The sequence below is a fragment of the Hoeflea sp. AS16 genome, assembly GCF_038900095.1.
Classification (GTDB): domain Bacteria; phylum Pseudomonadota; class Alphaproteobacteria; order Rhizobiales; family Rhizobiaceae; genus Hoeflea.
Genome location: NZ_JBBMQQ010000003.1, coordinates 296,094 through 322,062 on the forward strand (window position 1 = coordinate 296,094; position 25,969 = coordinate 322,062).

At 62.1% G+C, this 25,969-nt stretch carries 21 protein-coding genes and 1 other RNA gene; 5 read left to right on the top strand and 17 right to left on the bottom strand.

Annotated features, from left to right (window positions below; all coding sequences use genetic code 11):
• The first annotated feature begins 144 nt into the window (after nt 1-144).
• A complete protein-coding gene (locus tag WNY80_RS09820) occupies nt 145-846 on the top strand; it encodes a cyclic nucleotide-binding domain-containing protein (RefSeq protein WP_342887186.1) in 702 nt (233 codons plus the stop codon).
• Between the two features lie 48 nt (nt 847-894).
• Here WNY80_RS09820 and WNY80_RS09825 read toward each other — a convergent pair whose 3' ends face one another.
• From WNY80_RS09825 to WNY80_RS09870, 10 genes are all read right to left on the bottom strand, one after another.
• Nucleotides 895-1,293 (bottom strand): hypothetical protein, encoded by a 399-nt coding sequence (locus WNY80_RS09825; RefSeq protein WP_342887187.1) that lies wholly within the window; start codon nt 1,291-1,293, stop codon nt 895-897.
• A gap of 40 nt (nt 1,294-1,333) precedes the next feature.
• Complete coding sequence (locus WNY80_RS09830) at nt 1,334-2,128, bottom strand: peptidylprolyl isomerase (RefSeq protein ID WP_342887188.1); 795 nt, start codon at nt 2,126-2,128, stop codon at nt 1,334-1,336.
• 5 nt (nt 2,129-2,133) lie between these two features.
• Nucleotides 2,134-2,844 carry a respiratory nitrate reductase subunit gamma gene (gene narI, locus WNY80_RS09835; RefSeq protein ID WP_342887189.1) on the bottom strand — a complete coding sequence of 237 codons (711 nt, stop codon included), beginning with the start codon at nt 2,842-2,844 and terminating at the stop codon, nt 2,134-2,136.
• Nucleotides 2,844-3,560, bottom strand: a complete 717-nt coding sequence (narJ, locus tag WNY80_RS09840) for a nitrate reductase molybdenum cofactor assembly chaperone (RefSeq protein WP_342887190.1) — start codon at nt 3,558-3,560, stop codon at nt 2,844-2,846. Before narJ ends, narI begins: the two co-directional genes overlap by 1 nt.
• A complete protein-coding gene (gene narH / locus WNY80_RS09845; RefSeq protein WP_342887191.1) occupies nt 3,557-5,077 on the bottom strand; it encodes a nitrate reductase subunit beta in 1,521 nt (506 codons plus the stop codon). Before narH ends, narJ begins: the two co-directional genes overlap by 4 nt.
• Entirely contained in the window at nt 5,074-8,811 is a 3,738-nt protein-coding gene (locus WNY80_RS09850) for a nitrate reductase subunit alpha (protein WP_342887192.1), read from the bottom strand. The genes narH and WNY80_RS09850 overlap by 4 nt, the downstream gene beginning before the upstream one ends.
• 17 nt (nt 8,812-8,828) lie before the next feature.
• Nucleotides 8,829-11,558, bottom strand: coding sequence for an MFS transporter (locus tag WNY80_RS09855; RefSeq protein WP_342887193.1), 2,730 nt, complete (start codon nt 11,556-11,558; stop codon nt 8,829-8,831).
• 838 nt (nt 11,559-12,396) lie between these two features.
• A complete protein-coding gene (locus WNY80_RS09860; protein WP_342887194.1) occupies nt 12,397-12,891 on the bottom strand; it encodes a flavin reductase family protein in 495 nt (164 codons plus the stop codon).
• A 1-nt stretch (nt 12,892) separates the two neighbouring features.
• Complete coding sequence (locus tag WNY80_RS09865) at nt 12,893-14,125, bottom strand: styrene monooxygenase/indole monooxygenase family protein (RefSeq protein ID WP_342887195.1); 1,233 nt, start codon at nt 14,123-14,125, stop codon at nt 12,893-12,895.
• Nucleotides 14,126-14,147: 22 nt separating this feature from the next.
• The gene (locus WNY80_RS09870; protein ID WP_342887196.1) at nt 14,148-14,924 is read right to left on the bottom strand and encodes an SDR family oxidoreductase; all 777 of its coding nucleotides are present in this window, start codon (nt 14,922-14,924) and stop codon (nt 14,148-14,150) included.
• A gap of 163 nt (nt 14,925-15,087) precedes the next feature.
• Here WNY80_RS09870 and WNY80_RS09875 point away from each other — a divergent pair, with 163 nt between their 5' ends.
• Entirely contained in the window at nt 15,088-16,098 is a 1,011-nt protein-coding gene (locus WNY80_RS09875; protein ID WP_342887197.1) for an AraC family transcriptional regulator, read from the top strand.
• Between the two features lie 560 nt (nt 16,099-16,658).
• Complete coding sequence (locus WNY80_RS09880; RefSeq protein WP_342887198.1) at nt 16,659-17,858, top strand: mandelate racemase/muconate lactonizing enzyme family protein; 1,200 nt, start codon at nt 16,659-16,661, stop codon at nt 17,856-17,858.
• A gap of 155 nt (nt 17,859-18,013) precedes the next feature.
• On the opposite strand, the gene WNY80_RS09885 is transcribed toward WNY80_RS09880, so the two are convergent.
• From WNY80_RS09885 to ffs, 7 genes are all read right to left on the bottom strand, one after another.
• Nucleotides 18,014-19,459, bottom strand: a complete 1,446-nt coding sequence (locus WNY80_RS09885; protein WP_342887199.1) for an aldehyde dehydrogenase family protein — start codon at nt 19,457-19,459, stop codon at nt 18,014-18,016.
• 173 nt (nt 19,460-19,632) lie between these two features.
• Nucleotides 19,633-20,883: a lytic murein transglycosylase gene (locus WNY80_RS09890; RefSeq protein ID WP_342887200.1), complete on the bottom strand. Its 1,251-nt coding sequence runs from the start codon at nt 20,881-20,883 to the stop codon at nt 19,633-19,635.
• A gap of 56 nt (nt 20,884-20,939) precedes the next feature.
• A complete protein-coding gene (locus WNY80_RS09895; protein WP_342887201.1) occupies nt 20,940-21,329 on the bottom strand; it encodes a Rid family hydrolase in 390 nt (129 codons plus the stop codon).
• Nucleotides 21,330-21,340: 11 nt separating this feature from the next.
• The gene (recR, locus tag WNY80_RS09900) at nt 21,341-21,946 is read right to left on the bottom strand and encodes a recombination mediator RecR (protein WP_342887202.1); all 606 of its coding nucleotides are present in this window, start codon (nt 21,944-21,946) and stop codon (nt 21,341-21,343) included.
• 43 nt (nt 21,947-21,989) lie between these two features.
• Nucleotides 21,990-22,313, bottom strand: a complete 324-nt coding sequence (locus WNY80_RS09905; protein ID WP_342887203.1) for a YbaB/EbfC family nucleoid-associated protein — start codon at nt 22,311-22,313, stop codon at nt 21,990-21,992.
• Between the two features lie 62 nt (nt 22,314-22,375).
• The gene (locus WNY80_RS09910) at nt 22,376-24,229 is read right to left on the bottom strand and encodes a DNA polymerase III subunit gamma/tau (protein ID WP_342887204.1); all 1,854 of its coding nucleotides are present in this window, start codon (nt 24,227-24,229) and stop codon (nt 22,376-22,378) included.
• A gap of 176 nt (nt 24,230-24,405) precedes the next feature.
• Nucleotides 24,406-24,502: signal recognition particle sRNA small type (gene ffs / locus WNY80_RS09915), an RNA gene on the bottom strand.
• Nucleotides 24,503-24,596: 94 nt separating this feature from the next.
• Here ffs and WNY80_RS09920 point away from each other — a divergent pair.
• Together WNY80_RS09920 and nudC are read left to right on the top strand one after the other, a co-directional pair.
• Complete coding sequence (locus WNY80_RS09920) at nt 24,597-25,001, top strand: HIT family protein (RefSeq protein WP_342887205.1); 405 nt, start codon at nt 24,597-24,599, stop codon at nt 24,999-25,001.
• A 3-nt stretch (nt 25,002-25,004) separates the two neighbouring features.
• Entirely contained in the window at nt 25,005-25,967 is a 963-nt protein-coding gene (gene nudC / locus WNY80_RS09925; protein ID WP_342887206.1) for an NAD(+) diphosphatase, read from the top strand.
• Nucleotides 25,968-25,969: the final 2 nt, after the last annotated feature.

The window sequence follows — 25,969 nt, forward strand, 5'->3', positions numbered from 1 at the left end:
CCATGATGACGCCAAATTGCAATACAAGGCAAGCATCGACAATCGACGATTGGAAATACTCAGAATTCAAGGCATTTCATTGCGGCTTGACTGCCTCATTGATAAAACGGTCAAATTCAAACACAAAACAGATCAAGGCGACCCATGCGCCCTTCCGATTTGCCTCAAGTCCGCGCCTTGCGCCTGTTCGAAAGCATGAGCGAGCCAAGCTTCGCCGCGCTGATGCAGGCGTCCTATTTGCAGACCTTCCCTGCCCAGCTCGAACTCATCCATGAAGGCGAGCCGGCCGATTTCCTCTATGTCGTCATCGAGGGCTGCGTCGAGCTGTTTGCCAAGTCGAACGGGCGCGAAGCAATCATGGCCATGGTTCAGCCTGTCGGAACCTTCATTCTTGCCGCAGTGCTCAGAGATGCCGTCTATCTGATGTCGGCGCGGACCACTTCGCGCTCCAAGTTGCTTCTGATCCCGGCGCAGAATGTCCGCGAAGTGCTAGAAGGTGACGCCGTATTTGCACGCGCCATAGCGGAGGAACTTGCCGGCTGCTACCGCGGCGTGGTCAAGGAATACAAGAGCCTGAAGCTCAGGACATCGGTCGAACAGCTTGCCAACCGGCTGTTGCGTTACCACAAGGAGCGCGGCGACAGCGACGGAGCCTTCGAACTCCCCTATGACAAAAAGACGCTGGCCTCGCTTTTGGGCATGACCCCGGAAAACCTGTCGCGATCGTTCAACACACTCAAACCCTACGGGGTCGAGGTCAACGGCGCCCAGGTCCGGGTGACGGACCTGAAGGCGCTGGAAACCCTGGCAAAGCCAAACCCGCTGATCGACGAACGGACAAACTGACCGCGATCTGAAAGCAGGCACGTGCCGGCGGGCCGCAGATCCGCCCCCTCAGCGGCCACCCAAGCTGCGCCGGGCCACGAGGGCGATGATGCCCCAGACGCCGATGCGCAGGATCATGGCACCGACGGTCCGCATTTCAAACAGCCCTCCAAGCTGGACATATATCCCGAAAGCAATGAAAACGAGCGCCGTGGCGATGACGATGGCGACCGACAGCCAGAGGCCCCAGCGCCGCAGCATCAGCAGGCCCACCGCCGCAGCCACATAGGCAAAACCCGCAAGGAAATTGAACCACAGCACGAACGGCACAGCATTGCCGACCGCCGCACGGGCCGCGGCGCTTCCGAAGAGGGCATTGCCGCCGGACAGAATGGTCAGCAAGCCAAATGCCAGACCGGCCATCGCAACCGCCCTGAGCCCCCATCCAGATCGTTTTTTCAGCTCCATCGCCAATCCCTGCCCTAAAGCCAATTCACACTGTTGATGTTCAGGCGGCGACCAGGGTGATTCCGGTCACCTCGGCCTCCCGGGCGAGTTCGGCCATGAACTCGCGGCCGGCCCTGGCCCAGGCTGCTTTCTCCAGCATCTCGCGAATGCGCGGCGCCACTGCCTCGAACGGCAAGATTGCGCCTTCGGCACGGGCATCGAGCCGGATGATGTGGAGACCGTAGCGGGTCAGCACCGGCTCGGGCGTGATGCTGCCTTCGGCAAGCTCGTCGAGCACAGTTTCGAACTCGGGCACCGTATCCCCGCTGATCAGCTGTCCCAGCCGCCCGCCATTGTCACGCGAGGAACAGGCGCTGTGTTCGCGCGCCAGGCGTTCAAAGCCGCGCGGATCACGCTGCAGTTCGGCGAGCACCGCACCGGCGGCCGTGCTGGCCGTCGCGAGTGCAGCCCCATCGCCCGGTCTCACCGGAAACAGGATATGAGCCGCCTCGTACAGGGTCGGCGCGCGCCAGCGGTCGGGTGCTGCCTCATAAGCGGCACGCAGATCTTGCTGGCTTGGCTCCGCTGGATCAAGAGCCACGTCCAGAACCTGCCGGATCAGCGCCTCCTCGTCGGTTTCATACTGCCCCTCGGCCACTTGCCGGGGTTCGGGCACCAGGCCCATACTTCTTGCCTTCTGCAACAAGAGGGCGCGGAAGGCCAATGCACGGGCAGCCGCCATCCATGGCATTCCCGGCTTCGATCTTGGCGCCGGATGATTCTGCGCCTCCGACGCGATCAGCGCCGCCGTGATTGTTTCACCGTTGACGGTGATATCGGACATCAAGGGGGTCATGGCCATCACTCCGCTGGCTGTTTGAGGTCGCGTTTCCGGGTGCGCACGATCTGGTATCCGGGACGCCAGAGATAGCGCACCGGGGCCGAGAGCATGTGGACAAGCCGCGTGAACGGAAACAGCAGGAAAATGGTCAGGCCGAGCGTGATGTGCAGCTTGAATATCAGGCTGGTGTCGGCGATCAGATCCGCAGCGCCGCCACGGAAGGTGAGGATGCGCTGGGCCCAGCCCATGAACTTGGTCATCTCGTGACCATCGAGATGTTTCAGCGACACGAAGATGGTGCCAAGGCCGAGCACCAGCTGCAGCATCAGAAGCAGCAGTATGCCGGTATCGGCAAAGCTTGAACTGGCGGCAACCCGTGGATCATTGAGCCGCCGCAGCAACAGGATCGTGCCGCCAATCAATGCCATCACACCGGCGACGCCACCCGCAACAACCGCGAGGACCTGCTTGGCGCCATGGCTGATGCCAAGCGCATCGAAGATGGCGATCGGCGTCAGCAGGCCGACAATGTGCCCGCCCAGGATGATGAGAACGCCAACATGGAAAAGAACCGACCCGATGATGAAATTCCGTCGCCGCAGGATTTGCGAGGAACCTGATTTCCAGGTGAACGGATCGCGCTCGTAGCGGGCGATCGAGCCAACGATCAGCACCGTGATCGCGATATAGGGATATATGCCGAACAGGAACGTGTTCATACCGGCCTCCATCAGTTCAACGTGCCGGCACGCGCCGGTGACGTGATCGGTTTTTGGGGAGCATCCATCTTGGCAAGAATGTCGCGCGATACCGGGCAACCGGCATTGGGATCGGGCGCGAAGGTGACCTGCGCTTCCTCCCACACGGCATCGAGGGCGGCGAGATCTTCCGGATCATCGTCGTTTTCCGCCAGCAGCGCCGCAGCCACCTCTGTGTCGTTGGCCGCCTGACCGAGATCGGCGAGGGCCGACAGAATTGCGGCATAGGGCGTTTCGCGCCGGGTCAGGCGTTCGGCGAGAACCGCCAGGATCGGCCCCGCATCGGCGAGCAGGCCACGGGCTTCCGCCGCCGGCAATGTCGAGAGAAACTCGAGCAGCACCGGAAGATGGTCCGGCAATTCCGGCCCGACCAGGTCGAAACCGCCGGCGCGATAGGTTTCCAGAAGATCGACCATGGCGCCGCCGCGGTCACGGCTTTCGCCGTGAATGTGCTCGAACAGGTTCAGCGACAAGGTCCGCGAGCGGTCGAACAGCAGCACGTAGCCTTCCTGCAGGTCGAAAATATCCGTGGTTTCCATCCGCTCCAGCAAAGGCTGCAGCGCGGCAACCTGCGGCGGCGTCAGCACGGCCTCGTCAGCCAGGATCGTGCGGATTTCACCAATGGCTGCCTGCAGATCTTCCGTCGGATAACACAGCAGCGCCGACAGCGCCTTGAAAGTACGGCTCATTTCCAGCCCTCCGCAGGTGTGATGTGTTTGCGCCCGCCAAACAGCTTGCCGGTGGACACGCCGGCAGAGCAGCCGTTGCCATCGGTAAAGCCGCAGCCGGATCTGAGATCATAGGCATCCTCGACCATTTCCCGGTGAGCGGTGGGAATGACGAAGCGGTCCTCGTAATTGGCGATCGCCATGATCTGGTACATGTCGTCGATCTGCGCCGGGGTCAGGCCGACGCGCTGGGCGACGCCGAGATTGACCACGCCATCGACGGTTTTCGAGCGCATGTAGGAGCGCATGGCGAGCATGCGTTCAAGCGCGGAAACCACCGGGGCCTCGTCGCCGGCGGTCAGCATGTTGGCGAGATACCTGACCGGAATTCTCAGCGACCTGACGTCCGGCATGTCGCCGTTCGACCCCAGCTGACCGGCTTCCGCAGCATTCTGGATCGGGCTCAGTGGCGGGATGTACCAGACCATCGGCAGGGTGCGGAATTCGGGGTGCAACGGGAAGGCAACCTTCCATTCCATCGCCATCTTCCAGATCGGAGAACGGCGGGCGGATTCGATCCAGTCCTCGGCGATGCCTTCGGCGCGCGCGGCGGCGATGACCTCCGGATCGCTCGGATCAAGGAACACGCCGAGCTGGGCGTCGTAGAGATCCTGATCGTTTTCCACCGACGCCGCCTGGGCGATCTTGTCGGCGTCGTAGAGCATGACGCCGATATAGCGGATACGGCCGACGCAGGTTTCCGAACAGACGGTCGGCAGGCCGGATTCGAGACGCGGATAGCACAGCGTGCATTTTTCCGATTTGCCGGTCGACCAGTTGTAATAGATCTTCTTGTAGGGGCAGGCCGACACACACATGCGCCAGCCGCGGCATTTTTCCTGATCGATGAGGACAACACCGTCGTCTTCGCGCTTGTAGATCGCGCCTGACGGGCAGGCCGAGGCACAGGACGGGTTGAGGCAGTGCTCGCACAGGCGCGGCAGGTACATCATGAAGGAGTTTTCGTACTGGCCGTAGATTTCCTTCTGGATGCCCTCGAAATTTGCGTCCTTCGAGCGCTTGGCAAATTCGCCGCCGAGGATTTCCTCCCAGTTCGGTCCCCACTCGATCTTTTCCATCCGCTCGCCGGTTAGCTTGGAGCGCGGACGGGCGGTCGGGAACGCTTCCATTTCGGGTGCCGATTTCAGGTGGTCGTAGTCAAAATCGAACGGCTCGTAATAGTCGTCGATTTCCGGCAGGTCCGGGTTGGCGAAGATGTTGGCAAGGATGCGCCATTTGGCGCCCTGCTTCGGCCGCAGCTTGCCGGCCTTCGAGCGTTCCCAGCCGCCGTTCCAGCGCTTCTGGTTTTCCCAGTCTTTCGGGTAGCCGATGCCCGGCTTGGTTTCGACATTGTTGAACCAGGCGTATTCGACACCGTCGCGGCTGGTCCAGACGTTCTTGCAGGTGACGGAACAGGTGTGACAGCCGATGCACTTGTCGAGATTGAGCACCATGCCTATTTGCGCACGAACTTTCATTCTGCTGCCTCCTTGGGTGTGGCCGGGCGGTCGAGCCAGTCGACCTTGTCCATCTTGCGAACGATGACGAACTCGTCACGGTTGGAGCCGACGGTGCCATAATAGTTGAAGCCGTAGCTCAACTGCGCGTAGCCGCCGATCATGTGGGTTGGCTTGAGGACCGTGCGGGTGACCGAGTTGTGGATGCCGCCGCGCTTGCCAGTGATCTGGCTGCCGGGCGTGTTCACGATCTTTTCCTGGGCGTGATACATGAACAGCGTGCCTTCCTTGATCCGCTGGCTGACGACGACACGCGCGGTCAGGACCCCGTTGGAGTTGAAGACCTCGACCCAGTCATTGTCGACCAGCCCTGCCTTGCCGGCATCGACCTCGGACATCCAGACCACCGGGCCGCCGCGGTTGAGCGTCAGCATCAGAAGGTTGTCGGAATAGGTCGAGTGGATGCCCCATTTCTGGTGCGGGGTGATGAAGTTCAGCACCACGTGCTTGCCGCCATCCGTGCGGCCGATTGCCGGCGCGATGGTTTTCAGGTCGACCGGGGGACGCCAGGTGACGAAGCCCTCGCCGAAGGCCCGCATCCATTCATGATCCTGGTAAAGCTGCTGCCGTCCCGACAGGGTGCGCCAGGGGATCAGCTCATGGACGTTGGTGTAGCCGGCGTTGTAGCAGACCTCCTCGCTTTCGATCCCCGACCAGGTCGGAGAGGAGATGATCTTGCGCGGCTGTGCGGCGATATCACGGAAGCGGATCTTCTCGTCCTGCTTGGCTGCAGCCAGGTGCGTATGCGCGCGCCCGGTGATCTTCTCGAGCGCGTTCCAGGCCTTGACCGCGACCTCGCCGTTGGTCTCGGGCGCCAACATCAGGATCACTTCGCAGGCATCGATTGCGGTATCGATCTTCGCCATTCCCTTGGTTACGCCTTCATCGGTCACGCAGCCATTGAGATCCTGGAGATGGTGCACTTCCAGCTTGGTGTCCCAGGCAATGCCCTTGCCGCCATTGCCGATTTTTTCCATCAGCGGCCCGACCGCGGTGAAGCGCTTGTAGAGGTTGGGGTAATCCCGCTCGACGGCGATGTAGTTCGGCGCCGTCTGCCCCGGGATCAGTTCGCATTCCCCGGCCTTCCAGTCAGCCACGAAAGGCTGGGCCAGTTCACCCGGACTGTCGTGCTGCATCGGCAGCGAGACGACATCGTCCTCGACGCCGAGCACTTCGGGTGCGACTTCGGAAAACTTCTTGGCGATCGCCTTGAAGATCTCCCAGTCCGACTTGCTCTCATAGGCCGGATCCACCGCTGCCTGCAGCGGGTGAATGAACGGGTGCATGTCGGAGGTGTTGAGATCGTCCTTCTCGTACCAGCTGGCCGTCGGCAGCACGATGTCGGAATAGACGCATGTGGTCGACATGCGGAAATCAAGCGTCACCAGAAGGTCAAGCTTGCCCTCCGGCGCGGTGTCGTGCCATTTCGCCTCGACCGGCTTGACCCGGCCTTCCTCGCCCAGGTCCTTGCCCAGGACACCGTGATCTGTGCCCAGCAGGTGGCGCAGGAAATACTCGTGCCCCTTGCCAGATGATCCCAGCAGGTTGGAGCGCCAGACGAAGAGATTGCGCGGCCAGTTTTCCGGTGCATCGGGGTCCTCGCAGGACATTTCCAGCGTTCCCGCCTTCAGGCTCTCGGCGACATATTCCGCCGGCGTCTTGCCCGCAGCCTTGGCCGCGCGCCCGACTTCCAGCGGATTGGTCTTGAGCTGCGGCGCAGAGGGCAGCCAGCCCATGCGTTCGGCCTGGATATTGTAGTCGATCAGGCTGCGTTCGGCCCAGTTGCCGTCCGGCGCCGTGGGCGACACGATCTCGCCGGCGGTGATGGTTTCATAGCGCCACTGGTCGGTGTGGGCATACCAGGCCGAGGTTGCGTTCATGTGCCTTGGAGGGCGTGCCCAATCGAGGGCGAAGGCCAGCGCTGTCCAGCCGGTCTGCGGGCGCAGCTTTTCCTGGCCGACATAATGTGACCAGCCACCGCCGGACTGGCCGATGCAACCACACATCACCAGCATGTTGATGATGCCGCGATAGGCCATGTCCATGTGGTACCAGTGGTTCAGCCCAGCTCCGAGGATGACCATCGACTTGCCGTTGGTCTTTTCCGCATTGCTGGCGAATTCCCGCGCCACGGCAATGATCCGGTCGGCTTTCACACCGGTTATCTTCTCCGCCCAGGCGGGCGTGTATGGCACGTCGGCGTCAAAGGACATGGCGACATTGTCTCCGCCAAGGCCGCGATCGAGGCTGTAGTTGGCGCAGAACAGGTCGAACACCGTCGTCACCAGCGCCTCGCCGTCCTTCAGCTTGAGCCGCCGGACGGGAATGTTGCGGGTGAGGATGTCCCGATGGTCCGATTTGGCGAACTGCTCGGTCGCGGCTCCGCCGAAATAGGGGAAATCGACGCCGACCACCTCATCGTGGTCGTCGTCAAGGATGAGGGTCGAGGTCAGCTCGATCGGCTGCTCGCCGGCCCGCTCCTCGAGATTCCAGTGTCCGTTCTCGCCCCAGCGGAAACCGATGGAGCCGTTTGGAACCACCACGTCCCCGGTCTTGCCGTCGATGCCGACGGTTTTCCAGTCGGGATTGTTGGCCTCGCCGAGATCATCGGAGAAATCGGCCGCGCGCAGCATCCGGCCCGGGACGTAATGCCCGTTCTTCTTGTCGAGCCGCACCAGTAGCGGGAAGTCGGAGTATTTGCGGGTGTAATCCTCGAAATAGGGCACCTGGCGATCGAGATGGTACTCGCGCAGGATAACGTGGCCGAAGGCCAGCGCCAGCGCCGCATCGGTGCCGGCCTGCGGGTTGAGCCAGATGTCGCCGAACTTGGCGGCCTCCGAGTAATCCGGGCTGACGACGGCGGACTTGGCGCCGCGATAGCGGGCTTCGGTGTAGAAATGGGCGTCGGGCGTGCGGGTCTGCGGCACGTTGGAGCCCCACAGGATCATGAAGCTCGAATTGTACCAGTCGGCACTTTCGGGCACATCGGTCTGCTCGCCCCAGGTCTGCGGGCTGGCCGGCGGCAGGTCGCAATACCAGTCATAGAACGACATGCAGGTGCCGCCCATCAGGCTGAGATAGCGCGAGCCGGCGGCATAGCTGACCATCGACATCGCCGGGATCGGCGAAAATCCGAAGATCCGATCTGGACCATAGGTCTTCGTCGTATAGGCGTTCGCCGCCGCGATGATCTCGGTCACCTCTTCCCAGTCGGCGCGGACGAAGCCGCCCTTGCCACGGGTCCTGGTGTAGCTGTCACGCTTGACCGGATCGGCCTGGATTGCCTTCCATGCCTCGACCGGCGTCATGGTCTTGCGCATCTCGCGCCACAACCGCATCAGCCGGCCACGCACCAGCGGCGTCTTCACCCGGTTGGCGGAATAGAGATACCAGCTGTAACTGGCGCCGCGGGCGCAGCCGCGCGGCTCGTGATTGGGCATGTCGGGCCGGGTACGGGGATAGTCGGTCTGCTGGGTCTCCCAGGTGACGATGCCCGACTTGACGTAGATCTTCCACGAGCAGGACCCGGTGCAGTTCACCCCGTGGGTCGAGCGCACGATCTTGTCGTGGCGCCAGCGGTTGCGATAAACCTCCTCCCAATCCCGGCTCTCGATGGTGGTCTGGCCGTGCCCGTCAGCGAAGGTGTCCTGACGGGTGGACTTGAGGAAATTCAGGCGATCGAGAAGATGGCTCATCTTGCTCTCCTTTCAGGTCAGACTGCGGCGGCTGCGGACGTGGTGCCACCGGCCCGTTCGCCAGCGGCCAGAAGACCGCCGGGACGGGTGTAGTAGAACCAGGTCAGCACGACGCAGATCACGTAGAAGCCGAGGAACCCCCAGAGTGCGGCCACCGGACCGCCTGTCATGGCGATGGAGGTGCCGTAGGCCTTGGGGATGAAGAAGGCGCCGTAGGCGGCGATGGCGGAGGTGAAGGCGATGATCGCCGCACTTTCGCGTTCGGCCTGCTTGCGCAACACGTCGCCCTTGAGATCTGGCATCAGCCGCGGGATCTCCCGCGCCATGATCGCCGGGATCATCTGGAAGGTGGAGGCGTTGCCGACACCGGTGAGGAAGAACAGCGCCATGAACGAGGCGAAGAAGCCCCAGAATGCGCCCGGCTGTTCCTTGATGCCGAGGAAGAAGATCACCCCGAACACCGCCACGATCATTCCCAGGAAGGTCCAGAAGGTCACCCGCCCGCCGCCGAACCGGTCGGAAATCCAGCCGGTGCCGGCGCGGGACAGGGCGCCGACAAGCGGGCCGAGGAAGACGAACTGCAGCGCATTGACTTCGGGAAACTGCAGCTTGGTCAGCAGCGGGAAGCCGGCGGAGTAGCCAATGAAGCTGCCGAAGGTTCCGGTGTAGAGCACGCACATGATCCAGTTGTGCTTGCGGCTGAAGATGACCGCCTGCTCCTTGAAGCTGGACTTGGCGTCGGCAATGTCGTTCATCCCGAGCCATGCGGCGATTGTCGCCACGATGATGAAGGGAACCCAGACAAAGCCGGCGTTCTGCATCCACAGCTGGCCACCGTCCGACATTGTCTGCGGCTGCCCGCCCAGCGCGCCGAAGACACCGGCGGTGATGACGAGCGGCACCAGGAACTGCATGACCGAGACGCCGAGATTGCCGAGACCGGCGTTGAGCGCCAGCGCGTTGCCCTTTTCCGCCTTGGGATAGAAAAAGGCGATATTGGCCATCGACGAGGCAAAATTGCCGCCGCCGAAGCCGCAAAGAAGGGCCAGCACCAGGAAGATCAGGTAAGGGGTCTCCGGATTCTGCACGGCGTAGCCGATGCCCATGGCAGGCAGCAGCAAAGAGGCGGTGGAAAGGGTCGTCCACAAACGGCCGCCGAAGATCGGAACCATGAAGGAGTAGAAGATCCGCAAGGTCGCACCCGAGAGACCGGGAAGGGCCGCAAGCCAGAACAGTTGCCCCGACGTGAAGTTGAACCCGATCGCGGGCAACCGCGCGACCACCACAGACCAGACCATCCAGACAGAAAAGGCCAGCAGCAGCGCTGGGATCGACACCCAGAGATTGCGCCTGGCGATACGGCGTCCCTTTTCAGCCCAGAAGGCAGGATCTTCGGGAGTCCAGACCTCGAGCGTGCGCGATTGCGCGGCATGTTCGGGGCGGTGAATGCTCTGCATCTCGGGCAGGCTCGGCAACTGGTCGAGCGCCTCGCCGTGCGCTTCGCGTTCCATGGTGCGGATCGACAGATGCATCCAGGTGAGCGAGATCGCCACGATGATGAACAGCAGCGCAAAGCAGCTGGTGTAAATGCCGGTGAGATCAAGCAGGGCGCCGAAGATGATCGGCAGGATGAAACCGCCCAGACCACCAATCATGCCGACGAGACCGCCCACAGCACCGACATGGTCGGGATAGTAGACCGGGATGTGCTTGTAGACCGCGGCCTTGCCCAGGCTCATGAAGAAGCCGAGCATGAAGAGGATGAGGACAAAAGGCCAGCGGCCCATCTCGGTGGAGAATGCGATGGCTCCGTCCTTGCCCTGGATGACATAGTCGGTGGCGGGATAGGAGAGCATGAACAGCATCAGCAGCGAGAAGCCGAAGCACCAGTACATCACCGCACGGGCGCCGAACCGGTCGGACAGATGCCCGCCATAGGCGCGGAAAAGCGATGCCGACAGGGAAAATGCGGCCGCCGACATGCCCGCGGTGCGGATGTCGAGATGATAGACGTCGACAAGGTAATGCGGCATCCACAGGGCCAGGGCCACAAAGGCTCCGAAGACGTAGAAATAGTAAAGCGAGAAGCGCCAGACCTGGAGATTCTTCAGCGGCGCGAACTGTTGCGCGAGACTGGGCGGCTTGGCGCCGGACTTGCGGCGGGCGACCAGTTCGGGATCATCCTTGGCAAAGACGTAGAACAGGATTGCAACAAGCGCCAGACCGGCGGCCCAGACATGGGCGACGCCATGCCAGCCATAGGCCACCATGACGAAGGGGGCGATGAACTTGGTGACCGCGGCGCCGACATTGCCGGCACCGAAGATGCCCAGTGCGGTGCCTTGCTTGCCCGCACCATACCAGCGCGAGACATAGGCAACACCGATGATGAACGAGCCGCCGGCAAGACCGATGCCGAGAGCTGCGACCAGATACATCGTGTAGGACGAGGCCCAGGTCAGCATCCAGGTCGCAGCAGCCGTCAGCAGCATCTGGATGGTGAAGACGTTGCGACCGCCGTATTTTTCGGTCCAGACGCCAAGGATCAGCCGGGTCAGCGAGCCGGTGAGGATGGGAGTCGCGACAAGCAGACCGAACTGAAACTCGCTCAACCCCAGTTCGGCCTTTATCTCCACACCGATGATGGCGAAGATTGTCCAGACCGCGAAGCAGGCGGTGAACGCTACCGTGCTCAGTGAAAGCGCTCGCGTGCGATCGGCTTCAGAGACTTGTCCCTTGTCCAGCATGCTGTTTCTCCGTTTGCGGCACAGGTCGGCCCTGCGCGTCAAACGGAACTTGCCCAACCCTCACAGCCGCGACTTGATTCAGATCAAGATTGCGGAGGCACACGAACGCATTGCCGGAAACGAGCTAAGAAAAAAATCGGGGCCTGAAAATTTACGGCTCGGCACAGACAATTCGCCTGAAGAACAGCTGGCTTGAATCAATCTACTTCTTGATAATTATCAAGATGAACCGGACGCGCCGCAGGCCGGTTTACGGCATCACACCTGATTCAAGGACAGGTTTGATGTTCCGATTCCACCAACACCTGTCGAGGCCATGAAGTCCATCAGGACATCACGGTGCCCAGCGTTTCGGACGGATGGGCAAGGGCGGACAGCGTTGAGACCCGGCTCGGGTTTCGCCTTTCCCAAGTGTGCGTATTCACAGGCGATCACAACGCGAACACATTATCGACCCAACATGCATTTAAAGCTTTGTTAACCATGGCGGCGCACTGTTTGTCTGGAACCAAAGAAACAATCACCCGGCAACTGGCCGATCCGCGACCCGGGACGGGGCGGATGGCACCGGGTTGGAGCACTGGCTAATGACTTTCCTGTTTTTGATATTGTGCGTCTTCGGCGGCGTTGCCATCTGGTCCAATCGCAAGAAGGTGGACAAGCCGGTCCAGTATGACTGGGACCAGGCCATCTAGATTGCCGTGACGGCATAATCCATATGCCCGAAGCGCTTCGCAGCGACCGCCAAATCACCTTGACGAAACACAATGCCCTCCGGCCAGACCGGCGGCGGAACCGGTCGCGATGTGTCCGCCGCCGATGACCCGGCAAACCTGTTTCAGAGCGGCTCAAGCCGGTGAAAGCGGGACTGGCCGTAGACCAGCGGCGCGCCTTCACTGATCCTTATGTCCATGATCTCGCCGATGAACACGGTGTGGCTGCCGGCTTCAACCATCTCCGAGACATCGCAGGAAAAGCCGATCAGGGCTTCATCCAGAAGCGGCAGACCACGTCCATCCTCGACCCAATGCCCTTGAGAGAACTTGTCCTCCCCGGTGATGCCGTCGGCGCCTGCAAAGCGCATGGCCAGCGGGCTGGCAGGATCGGGGAGAAGATTGACATTGAAGCTCCTGGTCTCCCGGATCGCCGCACAGGTGCCGGTCTTGCGGTTGACGCAGACCAGAAGGCTCGGCGGTTCTGCGGAGACCGAACAGACGGCGGTGGCGGTAATGCCGCGCCGCTCGTCCCCGTGACGGGCGGTGATGATGGTCACCGCGCCGGGGAAACGGGCCATGGCCGTGCGGAATGTTGCATGATCGATGCCCATGCCCATCTTACGCCGCCTTGAGCTCAGTGAGATAAGCCTCGGCCGCATCGGGATCAGCAAACCAGGGGAAGAAATCACGCGGGTCGTTGAAGCCGTTGGCCATGCGATGCGCCAGCCGCGGCTCGGCGCAGGCGGTGCCCATGATGTCGAGGATGAAGGGCGGTGGCGGCTGCAGCATCATGTTGGTCCATGAGACCACCCATTGCGCGTAATCCCAGAACTCGTCGAACGTGCCCTGCATGAAAGCGGCGTCGAACGGCTTGTCGCCATGCTCGAGGATGCGCTTGAGATAGACGGCCGCGGCCTTGGCGGCATTGTTGGAGCCCTGGCCGGTGATCGGGTCGTTGAGGCAGACCGCATCCCCGAGGCCAAGAACCTGACGGCCCGAGGGCAGCGTGCCGATTGGCTTGCGGACAGTGGGCGCGAAACGCCCGGCGAGAATGCCGTTGTCGTCGGTGAGCTCGATGTTCCGGCAGCGCTCCGCTTCCCAGGGCAGGAAGGTGTCGAGGATCTTTTTCGACATCGCGAGATGCTGCGCGGGTGTCTTGGCGTCTGCCCAGCAATCCATCGGACCGCCCGGAACGCCTTCGAACACCATGATCTCGCAGGGACCGGACGTGGTCAGCGCCGGGAAGACGAAATATTCGCCAACGCCGGGGATCAGGTTGAAGCAGACGGCCGAATGCTCGGCCCGCGGTGTCATTCCGGTGACATAGGTCAGCGCCAAGGCCCGCTGCGGTGTCTCGTAGGGTGATTTTTCCGCATCACGCTCGAACAGACGGCCGATATCGCCCTTGCCCGATGCAACGATGACCAGATCGTCCTGCCGGCTGTAATGTTCCAGATCCGAAATCGATGCGTCCTTGATGGTCAGGGTGCCGTCGAGCCGCTCGAATTCCGCCATCCAGGCCGGGATCTTGACCCGCTGGTCGACTGAATAAGCGCTGTTGTCGAGCCGTCCGACCCAATCAATGGCCTTCTGGCCCGATCCATCCGGCGCCGGAACCTGAAAATTGATGCCATCGACCGGCGGGCAGGTATCGGCCCAGAAATCTATGCCCAGCTCGCGTTCATGTTCGACCGAATTGTGAAACATGCACTGGCTCGACATCACCTTGCCATTTGCAATGTCCTCGGCGGTACGGTTTTGGACGACGCGGACGCTGTTGCCGGCCTTCAGCAGCCCGAGGGCCAGCTGCAGGCCGGACTGGCCGCCGCCGATAATGGTGATCTTTCTCATGTCTTGTTCCCCTTTTTTGTTTTCATTCCATAAGAAGCGGTATGGCCGGCACCGCGCGTTCCGGGCCCATGGCGGTGTATCCGCCGTCGACCTGGATGTCGGTTCCGGTGATGAAGCTGGCCTCGTCCGAACACAGGAACAACACGGAGGCTGCGACCTCTTCCGGGTTGCCGGTGCGGCCAAGCAAATGGAAGGGTGCTGCCACCCTGTCGGTCTTTTCGCGGTCGCCGCCGCTCAACTCATCCATGATGTTGGACCAGGTCCAGCCCGGCGAGACCGCGTTGACGCGGATGCCCTCGGGAGCAAGATCCATCGCCTGGTTGCGGGTCAGCTGCAGGATCGCGGCCTTGGAGACCGGATAGAGCCAGCGGCCGGTTTGCGCCACGCGGGCAGAGATCGATCCGAAATTGACGATGGCGCCCTTGTTTCTTGCCAGTTCCGCCCGGGCGGCCTGCATCAGCATAACTGATCCAACAATGTTGACGTCGAGGCTTTCGAGCCACTCGGCGCGGGTCGATTCCACACCGTTGTCGAGATAGGAACAGGCAACATTGACCAGGAAATCGATGCGACCGAATTTTTCCTTGGTGGCTTTGACCAGATCCGCGATTTGCGCATCGTCGCGCAGATCGGTCTTTTGAAATTCAATTCCGTCGCCGGTCAGAGCCTCGCCGGCCTCGGCATTGATATCGGCAATCATCACGCGCACGCCGGCATCGCTGAATGCCCTGACGATGGCAGCACCGATCTTGGTTGCGCCACCCGGCACGATGGCCACTTTTCCGTCCAGTCCTCGCATTGGCATTCTCCCCTTTCGTTGAAGAGAAGTTTGGGCCAATCAAACCGGGCCGCCATCCGCTTTGAGCGCTGACTATCCGCAAAACGAAAAATTCTATCGCTTCCGGGGAAAACGTGCTTTCATGCAAATGCATGTTTTGACGACAACGGTGTCGGGAGCGCTCATGTTGCCGGATCCCATGACCCAGCGCCCGCTGGCGCAATTCAGCCTGTTTGAAAGCAGCGACCTCGACGAGGCGCGCGAAAGGGTTGCGCGGGTGTTCTGCCCGCACCGGCTCGACATGATCGGACGCGGCACATTCGACGCCTGCCATAATCATGTCGGCGGCGAGCGGTTGTCGCTGAATTACATCCAGTATGGCGCGAAGACGCTGATCGCGCCGGGCGAGCTGACCGATTTCTATCTGCTGCAGATCCCGCTTTCAGGCGGCGCGGCGATCAGCAATGGACCAGATCACTATTATTCCTGCCCGGAAAAGGCGGCGGTGCTGAATCCGCATTTGCCGACCACGATGATCTGGGATGAAGGCTGCCGGCAGATCCTGGTCAAGGTCGGGCGAGACGCGTTGCAGGCGCATCTGTCCCAGCTTCTCGGCTCGGGCGCCGGCAAGCCACTTACCTTTTCAGGACCGTTGGATCTGACAAGCGGCGTCGGCACAGCCCTTGGCGGCCTGATCATGCATCTGGTGACACAGGCCGACAATGGACAGGTGATGCTCGCATCAGGGGGGCTCCTGGCGCGCCAGCTCGAATCCGTGATCCTGTCAGGAATCCTGGAGGCCGGGCAGCACAATTATTCCAGATATCTCAGACCAACGCGCTCGGCGGCGGCGCCGCGGCATGTGCGCAAGGCCGAGGAGTTCGTGCGCAACAATCTGGACCGTCCGATTTCGCTGGATGACATCGCCAATGCGGCGGGCGTCACCGCGCGCTCGCTGCAACTCGGGTTTCGCAATTTCCGCAACACCAGCCCGATGGCGCTGTTGCGCGCTGAACGGTTGCGGCGCGTGCATGAAGAGCTGATGGCCGGCGCACCCGGCGCCTCGGTGACCGAAGTGGCCACCCGGTGGGGCTTTACCCATCTCGGCCGGTTTTCCCAGATCTACAGGGAAAAATACGGCCAGTCGCCAAGCAAGACCCTGCAGAACGGGTCCAGCGCGGGGTTTTCAGACTAAACACCGAGGGCGATTGCCCCTCAGATCAATTTCCTTCTCGCCTGAAACAATGCGCATTGATTCAAAGCACTGCGACGATCTTGCCGTGTCGGCGCTGGTGAGCGGCAGAGCAAGATTGCACCCGGCCAGACCGCATGAGGCAATTCTGCACCGCGCTCCCCGTCCTTGCTTTTGAGCTTCGCATGACTGGACAAGCGGCTGCCGTATCCAGGTTGCTGGTGCATGCAACGCCCCGGAGAACCATGAATTATTGGCCTTCCATTTTTTTCATATTGGATATGCGTTGCAGTCCAATTCTGATCTAGCCTCCGTCTTGCACTTCATCTCCCGCCCCTTTTGGCGGGATCCGATAGGGAAACGGCATGGCTTTCGTCGATCTTTCCGACATCCGCTGCTCGCCGGTTTGGCGCGGTAAACTGGCAACCAGCCCCTTATCCCGACGTAACACAACAACCCTGGACGGGATGACAACCGGGCTCGGGTCTTCCGGGCACGGCTGAACGCTTTTGTGCACCACCCTGGCGAACATCAAACACCCAATGTCACAGGAACAACCGACTATGCAAGTGATTGACGGTATCGAGCTTTATCATGTGACTGCGCCACTTCCTGCGCCGTTCTCCCCATCATGGATACCTGGAACGGTTCGCAACACGGTGACGTTTTACCTTGTCCGCTTCATTACCGACGATGGGGTGGAAGGCTGGAGCGGTTTTACCGGTGCAGGCCGCGAGCGTGTGGGAATTGGCCACACACTGGCCGATCTGTTCCTCGGTGAAAGCCCTGAAGACATCGACAGGCTCGCCGAGCGCATCCACATCATGGCGGTGGGCGGCAATTTCAACTGGTGGCTCGAGCCGGCCTTCTGGGACATCAAGGCGAAGAATGCGGGACTGCCGCTTTACAAGCTGCTCGGCGGGAGCAGCGACCGCCTCAGGCTCTATGCGTCTTCGGGCGAACTGCGCGACACCGGCGCCCGGCGGGAAGAGGCCGAAGCACGGCTGGCCGACGGCTTTGATACAATGAAGATCCGCGTTCATGACTGGGATGAGAAAGTCGACATTGAACACATCACCGATGTCGCCACCCACATGCAGGGCCGCATGAAGATCTCGGTGGACTGCAACCAGGCCTTCCGCCTGACCGCCAAGGCCGACGCGCCGCTTTGGTCACTCGACCGCGCCAAGCGTTTTGCCGATGCCGCCGCCGATGTGGAACTGGCCTGGGTGGAAGAGCCTCTGTTCGGCGAATGGCACGAGGAAATGGCCAAGCTCACGGCCTATTCACGGGTTCCCATCGCTGGTGGCGAGCTTCATGTGATGGGCTATGCCGAGCTGGCGCGCATGATCAAAATGCGCTGCTACAATATCTATCAGCCGGACGCGATGTTCACCGGCGGGGTGAAACAGAGCTTGGACGTTGCCAAACTGTGCCGCGAAGAGGGCGTGAAGTTCTCGTCCCACACCTGGACCAACGGATTCGGCTTCATCATCAATGCGCATGTTTTCGCAGCCAGCGGCTTTGCGGACGAGATGGTCTTCGAATATCCGCTGAATGAACCGGGTTGGGTTCCCGAGGGCCGTGATGCGATCATCAAGCAGCCGTTCATGCACGACAAGGGCTGGTTCAACATGCCGCAAACGCCGGGGCTGGGTTTCGAAATCGACCACGAGCAGCTGAAGAAGTACGGAAAATGCTTCTTCAAAGCGAGCCGCAAGGAGGTTCACTGGATGCCCGAGGCGCTGGCCAGCATGACCTGAAGCGCGGCGCATCACCCCGCTTCTGACTGACGCGCCGTAGTCTCCGCCTCCTGGCAAGACCCGGCAATACCGGCCTTGAGCGGATCATCTGCAAATTAAAACGGCCCGCCCTGTTAAGGGCGAGCCGTTGCAGGAACCAGTCCTGAAAAGTCGGATCAGTTGACGTCGCTGTCCCAGCCGGAGATGGCCTTGACTTCGAGGAACTCCTCGATGCCCCAGACGCCGCCTTCACGGGCCCGGCCGGAGGCCTTGACGCCGCCGAAGGGCGAACCGGCGGCCCGCGACTTGCCGTTCATTTCGACCATGCCGGAGCGCAGGCGCCGTGCCATGCGGTTGCGCTTGGCGCCGTCCTGGCTCTGAACGTAGTTGGTCAGGCCGTAGATCGTGTCGTTGGCGATCTCGACGGCGTGCTCTTCATTGTCGAACGGAATGATCGACAGGACCGGTCCGAAAATTTCCTCGCGGGCGATGGTCATGTCGTTGGAGACGTCGGCAAAGACGGTCGGACGGACAAAATAGCCGCGATTGAAGCCCTCCGGACGGCCAGTGCCGCCGGCAACCAGGCGCGCACCCTCATCGATGCCTTTCTGGATCAGGCCCTGGATCTTGTCGAACTGGGCGGCAGAGACCACAGGGCCGATGTGATTGCCTTCGTCGTGCGAGGAGCCGACCTTGGTCGAGGCGGCAACCTCGATGGCCTTTTCGACCGCCTGGTCATAGACCGGGCGCTCGACCAGCATGCGGGTCGGCGCGTTGCAGCTCTGGCCGGTGTTGTTGAAGCAATGGCGGACGCCACGCTCGACTGCCTTGGCATCGGCGTCGGCAAAGATCACATTGGCACCCTTGCCGCCGAGTTCGAGGCAGACCCGCTTGAAGGTATCGGCGGCGGCCTTGGTGATGGCAACGCCGGCGCGGGCCGAACCGGTAAAGCTGATCATGTCGACGTCCGCGTGGGTCGACAGGTCGGTGCCGACGCCGACGCCGTCGCCATTGACCATGTTGAACACGCCGGCAGGGACGCCTGCGGCATGGACGATCTCGGCAAAGACAATCGAGGACAGCGGTGCGACTTCGGACGGCTTGAGCACCATGGTGCAGCCCGCCAGCAGCGCCGGGATCACCTTCAGCGTCACCTGGTTCATCGGCCAGTTCCACGGCGTGATCAGCCCGACAACGCCGATCGGCTCCATGGCAATGCGGTCATTGGGGGCGTGGGGGCCAAGCGGACGGATGAACTCTATGTCCTTGAAGGCGGTGATGAAATTGTCGATGTGCCAGGTGCCGGACGTGACCTGGCTGGAGCGTGACATCGAGATCGGGGCGCCCATCTCCAGGCTGATCGCCTGGGCCATGTCCTCGGCGCGCTCGGCATAGATCTCGCGGATTTTCCTGACGTAGCCCAGCCGGGTTTCCGGATCGGTCTGCGACCAGGGTGCATAGGCTGCCTTGGCAGCAGCAACAGCCTTGTCGGTGTCTTCGCTCGAGCCGAGCGAGATGACCGCGCAGGCTTCCTCGGTGGATGGATCAATGACCTCGCAGTCCTGCGCCTTGCTGGGCGAGACCCACGCACCATTGATGTAAAACTCGCGCTTCTCGATCATGTCACTCTCCAAATATGTACAGACGGCACAGATAGGCACCGTCTTATCCCAATTCAAATCTGTAGGGGTGGAAGGCAGGTGAATGCAACCTCGATTTCACCTGGCAGAGCCAATCGAAATCATGCCGCGCCCGGATTCTGCGGTCACCAACGAATTTGCCGAAAGGCGTGGGGTCAGCGGATGGTCTTCAGCAGGGCTGGGGTCGGGAAACAGGTGGGTTTTTGGCCATTGCGCGCCTGCCATTCGCCGATCGAGCGCCTTGTCTTGTAGCCCGGCAGGCCATCGGCGCCGCCGACATCATAGCCTTGCTTTTCCAACGATGATTGCAGCCTGGCGATGTCGGAGCGCAGCATTTTGCCGGTGTTGCCCCAGGGCGTGACAAATGCGCTTCCGCCATGGGCCATGCGGTCGGCGAGATTGCCGATGAACAGGGCGTAGAGATCGGAATTGTTGTATTCCTTGATCACGTAGAAATTCGGCGTGACGACAAATTCCGGACCGTAAATCCCGGCGGGAACCAGAACCATGCCGGGCGCACGCCGTTCATGCTCGGGAAACGGCCTGCCGGAAATGCGGATGATGCCCATTTCAGTCAAGGCGCTGATCGGCCGGGCCCGGTCGGGGCCTTCAAGCGCGCAAGTGACACCTTCGGGGATCACCGCTTCAAAACCCCAGTCGCGGCCGCGCACCCAGCCTGACTGGGCCAGGTAGTTGGCGATGGAGGCGAGCGAATCGGCCGTCGAATTCCAGATGTCGATCTTGCCGTCACCGTCGAAATCCACCGCGTGGTCGAGATAGCTCGACGGCAGGAACTGCGGCTGGCCCATGGCGCCGGCCCAGGAGCCTTTCATCGCCGACGCCGGAACATCGCCGCGCTGCAGGATCTTCAGTGCGGCGAGGATTTCCTTGCGGAACAGCTCGGGCCGCGTCGACATGAACGCCTTGGTGGCGATCACCCTTACTGCGGAATGCGGAATTTTTGCGCGGCCGAAGCCTGATTCACGGCCCCAGATGGCAACGATGATGGAACCCGGAACGCCGTAGCGAGCCTCTATCCTGCGCAACAGGCCAGCGTGCTGCTTCATCAATGAGCGGCCCGAGGCGGCCAGCCCACGAAGCCGCTTCTCACTGAAATAGGCGCCCGGGCTGCGGAATTCAGCCTGGCTCTGGGCACGTGCCTTGGGTTTCGGGAAACCGGGCGGCACCAGATCGGGCAGGTCCCAGTCGAGATCGATCCCGGAAAAAGCGCGGTCAAAGACCGGTTTGGAGACCCCGGCGCGCTTGGCTTCAGGCCACAGGTCGGTCTCGAGCCATTGACGGAATTGCGCTTCAACCCCGGCCCTGGTGGCGGCATGGGAGGGTAGGACCGCGGATGCGGTCACAGCCAGAGCAAGAAGGACGGTCAGAAGCAGGGTGCGAATCATGGCGCCAGCCTAACCCGACGGGCGTGTCCGGAAAATGGCGGATCGGGAACCGGTGCTCAGCTCTCGGAAAACGCCTCGATTTCAATCTCCGTCAACAGGTCGGGATGGGCGAGACCGGCGACGATAACATAGGTCGAGGCAGGCGCATGGCCCTGCAGATACTGGTCCCGCAGCTCGCGATAGGCGCCCACATCTCCCGGCGCCACGTCATAGACCCGGATCGCGACGATATCGCTGAGCTGCATGTTGGCTGCCGCAAGTCCAGCGAGAGCGTTGCGCCAAGCCTGTTCGGCCTGTGCGCGGTAGCCTTCGAGCATCTGCCCGTCTGGCGTCACGCCGATCTGGCCCGAGATGATCAGGCGGCGGCCGGGCGAAACCATCTCGACCGCCTGCACGTAATTGGAAGCCGGCTTTGGCATGGTATCGGGATTGAAGAAACGCGGCATCCGGCGCTCCCCTAGAATGCGGTCCGGGCACGGATAGCGGCCGCCAGCGTGCCCTCGTCAAGATAGTCGAGTTCGCCGCCGACCGGCACGCCGTGGGCCAGACGGGTGACCTTGATCTCGAAGCCGGACAATTGCTCGGTGATGTAGTGCGCGGTTGTCTGGCCTTCGACCGTGGCATTGACGGCGATGAGAATTTCGCGAACACCGCCGGCCGCAACGCGATCGACCAGCCTGGCGATCGACAGATCGTCCGGGCCGACACCATCGAGCGGAGACAGGGTGCCGCCGAGCACATGATAGCCGGCATTCATCGCCGCCGCGCGCTCAAGCGCCCAGAGATCGGCGACATCCTCGACAACGATGATGACGCTCTGGTCGCGCGTCGGATCGGTGCAGACCGTGCAGGGATCGGATGTGTCGGCATTGCCGCAGGTCGAGCAGATGCGGACCTTGTCGAAGGCCTCGTTCATCGCCAGCGCCAGCGGCCCCATCAGCTGATCCTTCTTCTTGATCAGGTGCAGCGCCGCGCGCCGGGCCGAGCGCGGCCCGAGTCCGGGGACGCGGGCAAGCAGCTGGATCAGCCGCTCGATCTCCGGCCCGGTTACACGCTTCTGCATTTCAGTCTCCAGTCACAGACAGCCGTCAATTGCGCCAATGCCCCTAGAACGGCAGTTTCATGCCGGGAGGGATCGGCAGGCCGGCAGTGAGTTCCTTGGTGCGCTCGGCAACCGTGGTCTCAAGCTTGGCCTTGGCGTCGTTGTGGGCCGCGACAATCAGGTCCTCGAGGATTTCGACGTCATCTTCCTTGAACATGGAAGGATCGATCGACAGGCCTTTCATCAGGCCCTTGCCGGTGAGACGCACGGTGACCATGCCGCCGCCGGCCACGCCTTCGCATTCAAGCTCGGCAAGCTCTTCCTGCATGCGTTCCATCTTGGCCTGCATGTCCTTGATCTTGCCCATCATACCCATGATGTCTTTCATCCAGGTCTCCTTTTCGAGTGTTGTTTGCCGGCTACATTCCGGCGCAATGGTGCTGGCGCGATTTAATCCGACGCCTCGTCCGGATCGATTTCGTCAGGCAGGATGTCACCGTCCTCGGATGGCGAGAGTGCATCGACGGCGAGATCTTCCTCGACCGCGGCGATGCGCACATCGGTGACCCGAGAGCCGGGGAAATGCGCCAGGATGGCCGCGACGTCGGGATCCTGGCGGGCATCGCTGACAAGCGCTTCCCGCTTGGCGGTCTCGCGCTCGGCAATGGTCGGTGCGCCTTCCTCACGGCTGAGCGCAACGGACCACTTGGTGCCGGTCCAGTCGCCGAGTTTCTTGATCAGTTCACCGGGCAGGCTGGAACTGGCGTCAGGCGCCAGGTTGATCTCCAGCCGGCCGGGCTCGATCCTGACCAGCCGCACGCCGGTGCGGATCTGAACCTTCATGGCGATATCGCGGTGCTTTTCGGCAAGCGCGACCATGTCTTCGAGCGACGTGACGGCAACTTCCTCGACCGGTTCGGCAGCCGCGGGGGCCGCGACCGAAGGCTCGGCGGAATGGGCCAGGCGCATCGACGGTTGCCCGCCACTGCCGCCATTCCCACCGCCATGGGGCATCCGCCGTTCGCCAACAGCCCGGGCCGTGGCTCCGCCGCCGGATGGTCCGTTACCGGATTGCTGCCCTCCGGCACCTGCGGAAGCGCCGCCGCCGTTCTGGAACGCCTTCAGCGCATCCTCGGGCGAAGGCAGGTTGGCGGCGTGGGCGATGCGAATCAGCGCCATCTCGGCCGCGGCCGCGGGGCGGTTCGACGTATCGGTCTCAGAAATGCCCTTGAGCAGCATCTGCCAGACGCGGGAGAGAATGACGGTCGAAAGCTTGGCCGCAAAATCGGCGCCGCTCTGGCGTTCGGTTTCGGTGAGCGACGGATCTTCGCCGGCTTCCGGCACGAATTTGAGCCGTGTCACCAGGTGGGTGAAATCGGCCAGATCGGTCAGGATCACCGACGGGCCTGCGCCCGAATCATACTGGTCGCGAAAACTTGCCAGAGCGCCTGCCACATCACCTTCCATCAGCGAGCCGAACAGGCCGACAATGCGGGACCGGTCGGCAAGCCCGAGCATGGAGCGAACGGCCTCGGCATCGACCGCGCCGCCGCCATGGGCAATCGCCTGGTCGAGCAGCGACAAGCCATCGCGCACCGAGCCTTCTGCGGCCCGGGCGATCATGGCTAGCGATTCGTCGTCGATCGAAATGCCTTCCTGGCCGGCGACGTTCCTGAAATGCGCCACAAGCAGGCCCGAATCGATGCGGCGCAGGTCAAAGCGCTGACAGCGCGACAGCACGGTGATCGGCACCTTGCGGATTTCGGTGGTGGCGAAGATGAACTTCACATGGGCCGGCGGCTCTTCCAGCGTCTTGAGCAGGCCGTTGAAGGCCTGGGTGGAAAGCATGTGAACTTCGTCGATGATGTAGACCTTGTAGCGCGCCGACACCGGGCGGTAGCGCACCTGCTCGATGATCTCGCGGATATCATCGATACCGGTATGCGATGCCGCATCCATCTCGATGACATCGACATGCCGGCCTTCCATGATCGCCTGGCAATGTTCGCCCGGCACGGTCAGGTCAATCGTCGGCTTGTCGATCTCGGCGGTCTGGTAGTTGAGCGCGCGCGCCAGAATGCGGGCCGTGGTGGTCTTGCCGACACCGCGCACGCCGGTCAGCATCCAGGCCTGGGCGATGCGGCCTGAAGAAAACGCGTTGGTCAGCGTGCGGACCATCGGCTCCTGGCCGATCAGGTCGGTGAAATCCTTCGGACGGTACTTGCGCGCCAGAACCCGGTACGGCACCTGGCTCTCGGCATCCGCGCCTGCGGAAACTGTGGTCGTGCCGGTTGTTTCGTCCATGATCCTCGTGCCGCCCTCACGCTGGCCCGATGGCCATTCAAATGGAATGTTTGCACCCCGGTCGAATCCCGTCAATGACAATCCAGCCAATGATGGGGCCTGCTGCTGACAGCGAAAGCTTGCAGCAGCTCTGCGCGCTCGCTCAGCGCACAACGCAGAACAGCGCGGGCGAAAGGGTGGGAGGCTGGCACGGTGACCCGTGCCGGGCTCGTTAGGGCTGCTTCCTTCCGGACCTGACCCGGTTGGCGAGTGGCTCGTCCACCACCAACCTCCCGAGGCCACATATCGTCAATCGGGCGGGCAAAAGCAAGCCAGAGCCAAAAAAAACTGCTAGACTTGTGCTGCAACCATGTCCGACGGTGTTTCCATGTCTGATTTTGTTCTCGATCCGAGTCTCGACCGCGACACCACCTTGCTGATGAAGTTGGGACTGTGCCAGCTCAGGCTGATGGAGGATGCCCGCTGGCCCTGGGTGCTGCTGGTGCCCCAGCGCAGCGGCATTTCCGAGATCTTCGACATGACGCCGCTCGACCAGACCATGCTGACCTTCGAGACGGCGATTGCCGCCAAGGCGGTCAAGGAGGCGTCACAATGCCTCAAGATCAACATTGGCGCCCTTGGCAACCAGGTTCGTCAGTTCCATCTTCACATCATAGCCCGCAACGAGGGCGACCCGGCGTGGCCCGGACCAGTCTGGGGACATGGCAAAGCCACGCCCTGGACCGCAAGCGCCCGCTCGGTATTCATTGAAAGACTTCTCGAGGCCCTCTGATACATGACATTTTCCCTGTTTGACCATGATGCACCGCATGGCGAAGCCAGCCGGCTTGTCGCCTTTGCGGGCAACCGGCTTGACCGCCGTTCCGAACACCGCACCGAGACCGAACTGGGCGATGCGCTGAAAGATCCGGCGACGCGGTATTTCGCCATCACCAAGGGCCGGCTGGCGATGCGGGTCGATGCAGACACGCCCGATGGCTTGTTGACAGCCGCAGATATTGCCGGGATGCAGCCGAGGAATGCCGACGCCGTGCTGATCGGCTGGGACGAGGCCAATGCAGCCCGCATCGCCATGCCGGTGGGAATCGAACCCGATGACCTGCCCGAGCCGTTCAAGGCGATTGATACACGCTCGGTCTACCGTCAGGCGTTGCTGGACGAGGAAACGCTCGGCGCCTATGCGCAGGGCACCAGTCTCGTGTCCTGGGCGCTGGCCAACCGGTTCTGCGGCGTCTGCGGCAAGCCGATGGTGCCCGAAGCGGGCGGCTACCGGCGCAAGTGCAACGGCTGCGGCCACACCGCGTTTCCGCGCACCGACCCCGTTGCCATCATGCTGACCGTTGACGAGGCCCGCGACCGCTGCCTGCTCGGACGCAGCCCGCATTTTCCGCCCGGCATGTATTCCTGCCTGGCCGGCTTCATTGAACCGGGTGAAACCATGGAGGATGCGGTCCGGCGCGAGACGATGGAGGAATCCGGTATCAAGGTCGGACGCGTGCGCTATCACGCAAGCCAGCCTTGGCCGATGCCGCACACCCTGATGATCGGCGTCTATGCGGAAGCGCAGAGCCTGGAAATAACCCGCGATACGAACGAACTGGAAGATTGCCGATGGTTTGACCGGGCCGAGACCGAGGCGATGCTGGCCTCGACGCTTGGCGAGGCGGACGCCTCGGCACCGCCGCCCGGCGCTATCGCGCACCGGCTGATGCGCGACTGGCTGGACTGGGGCCGGTAAGG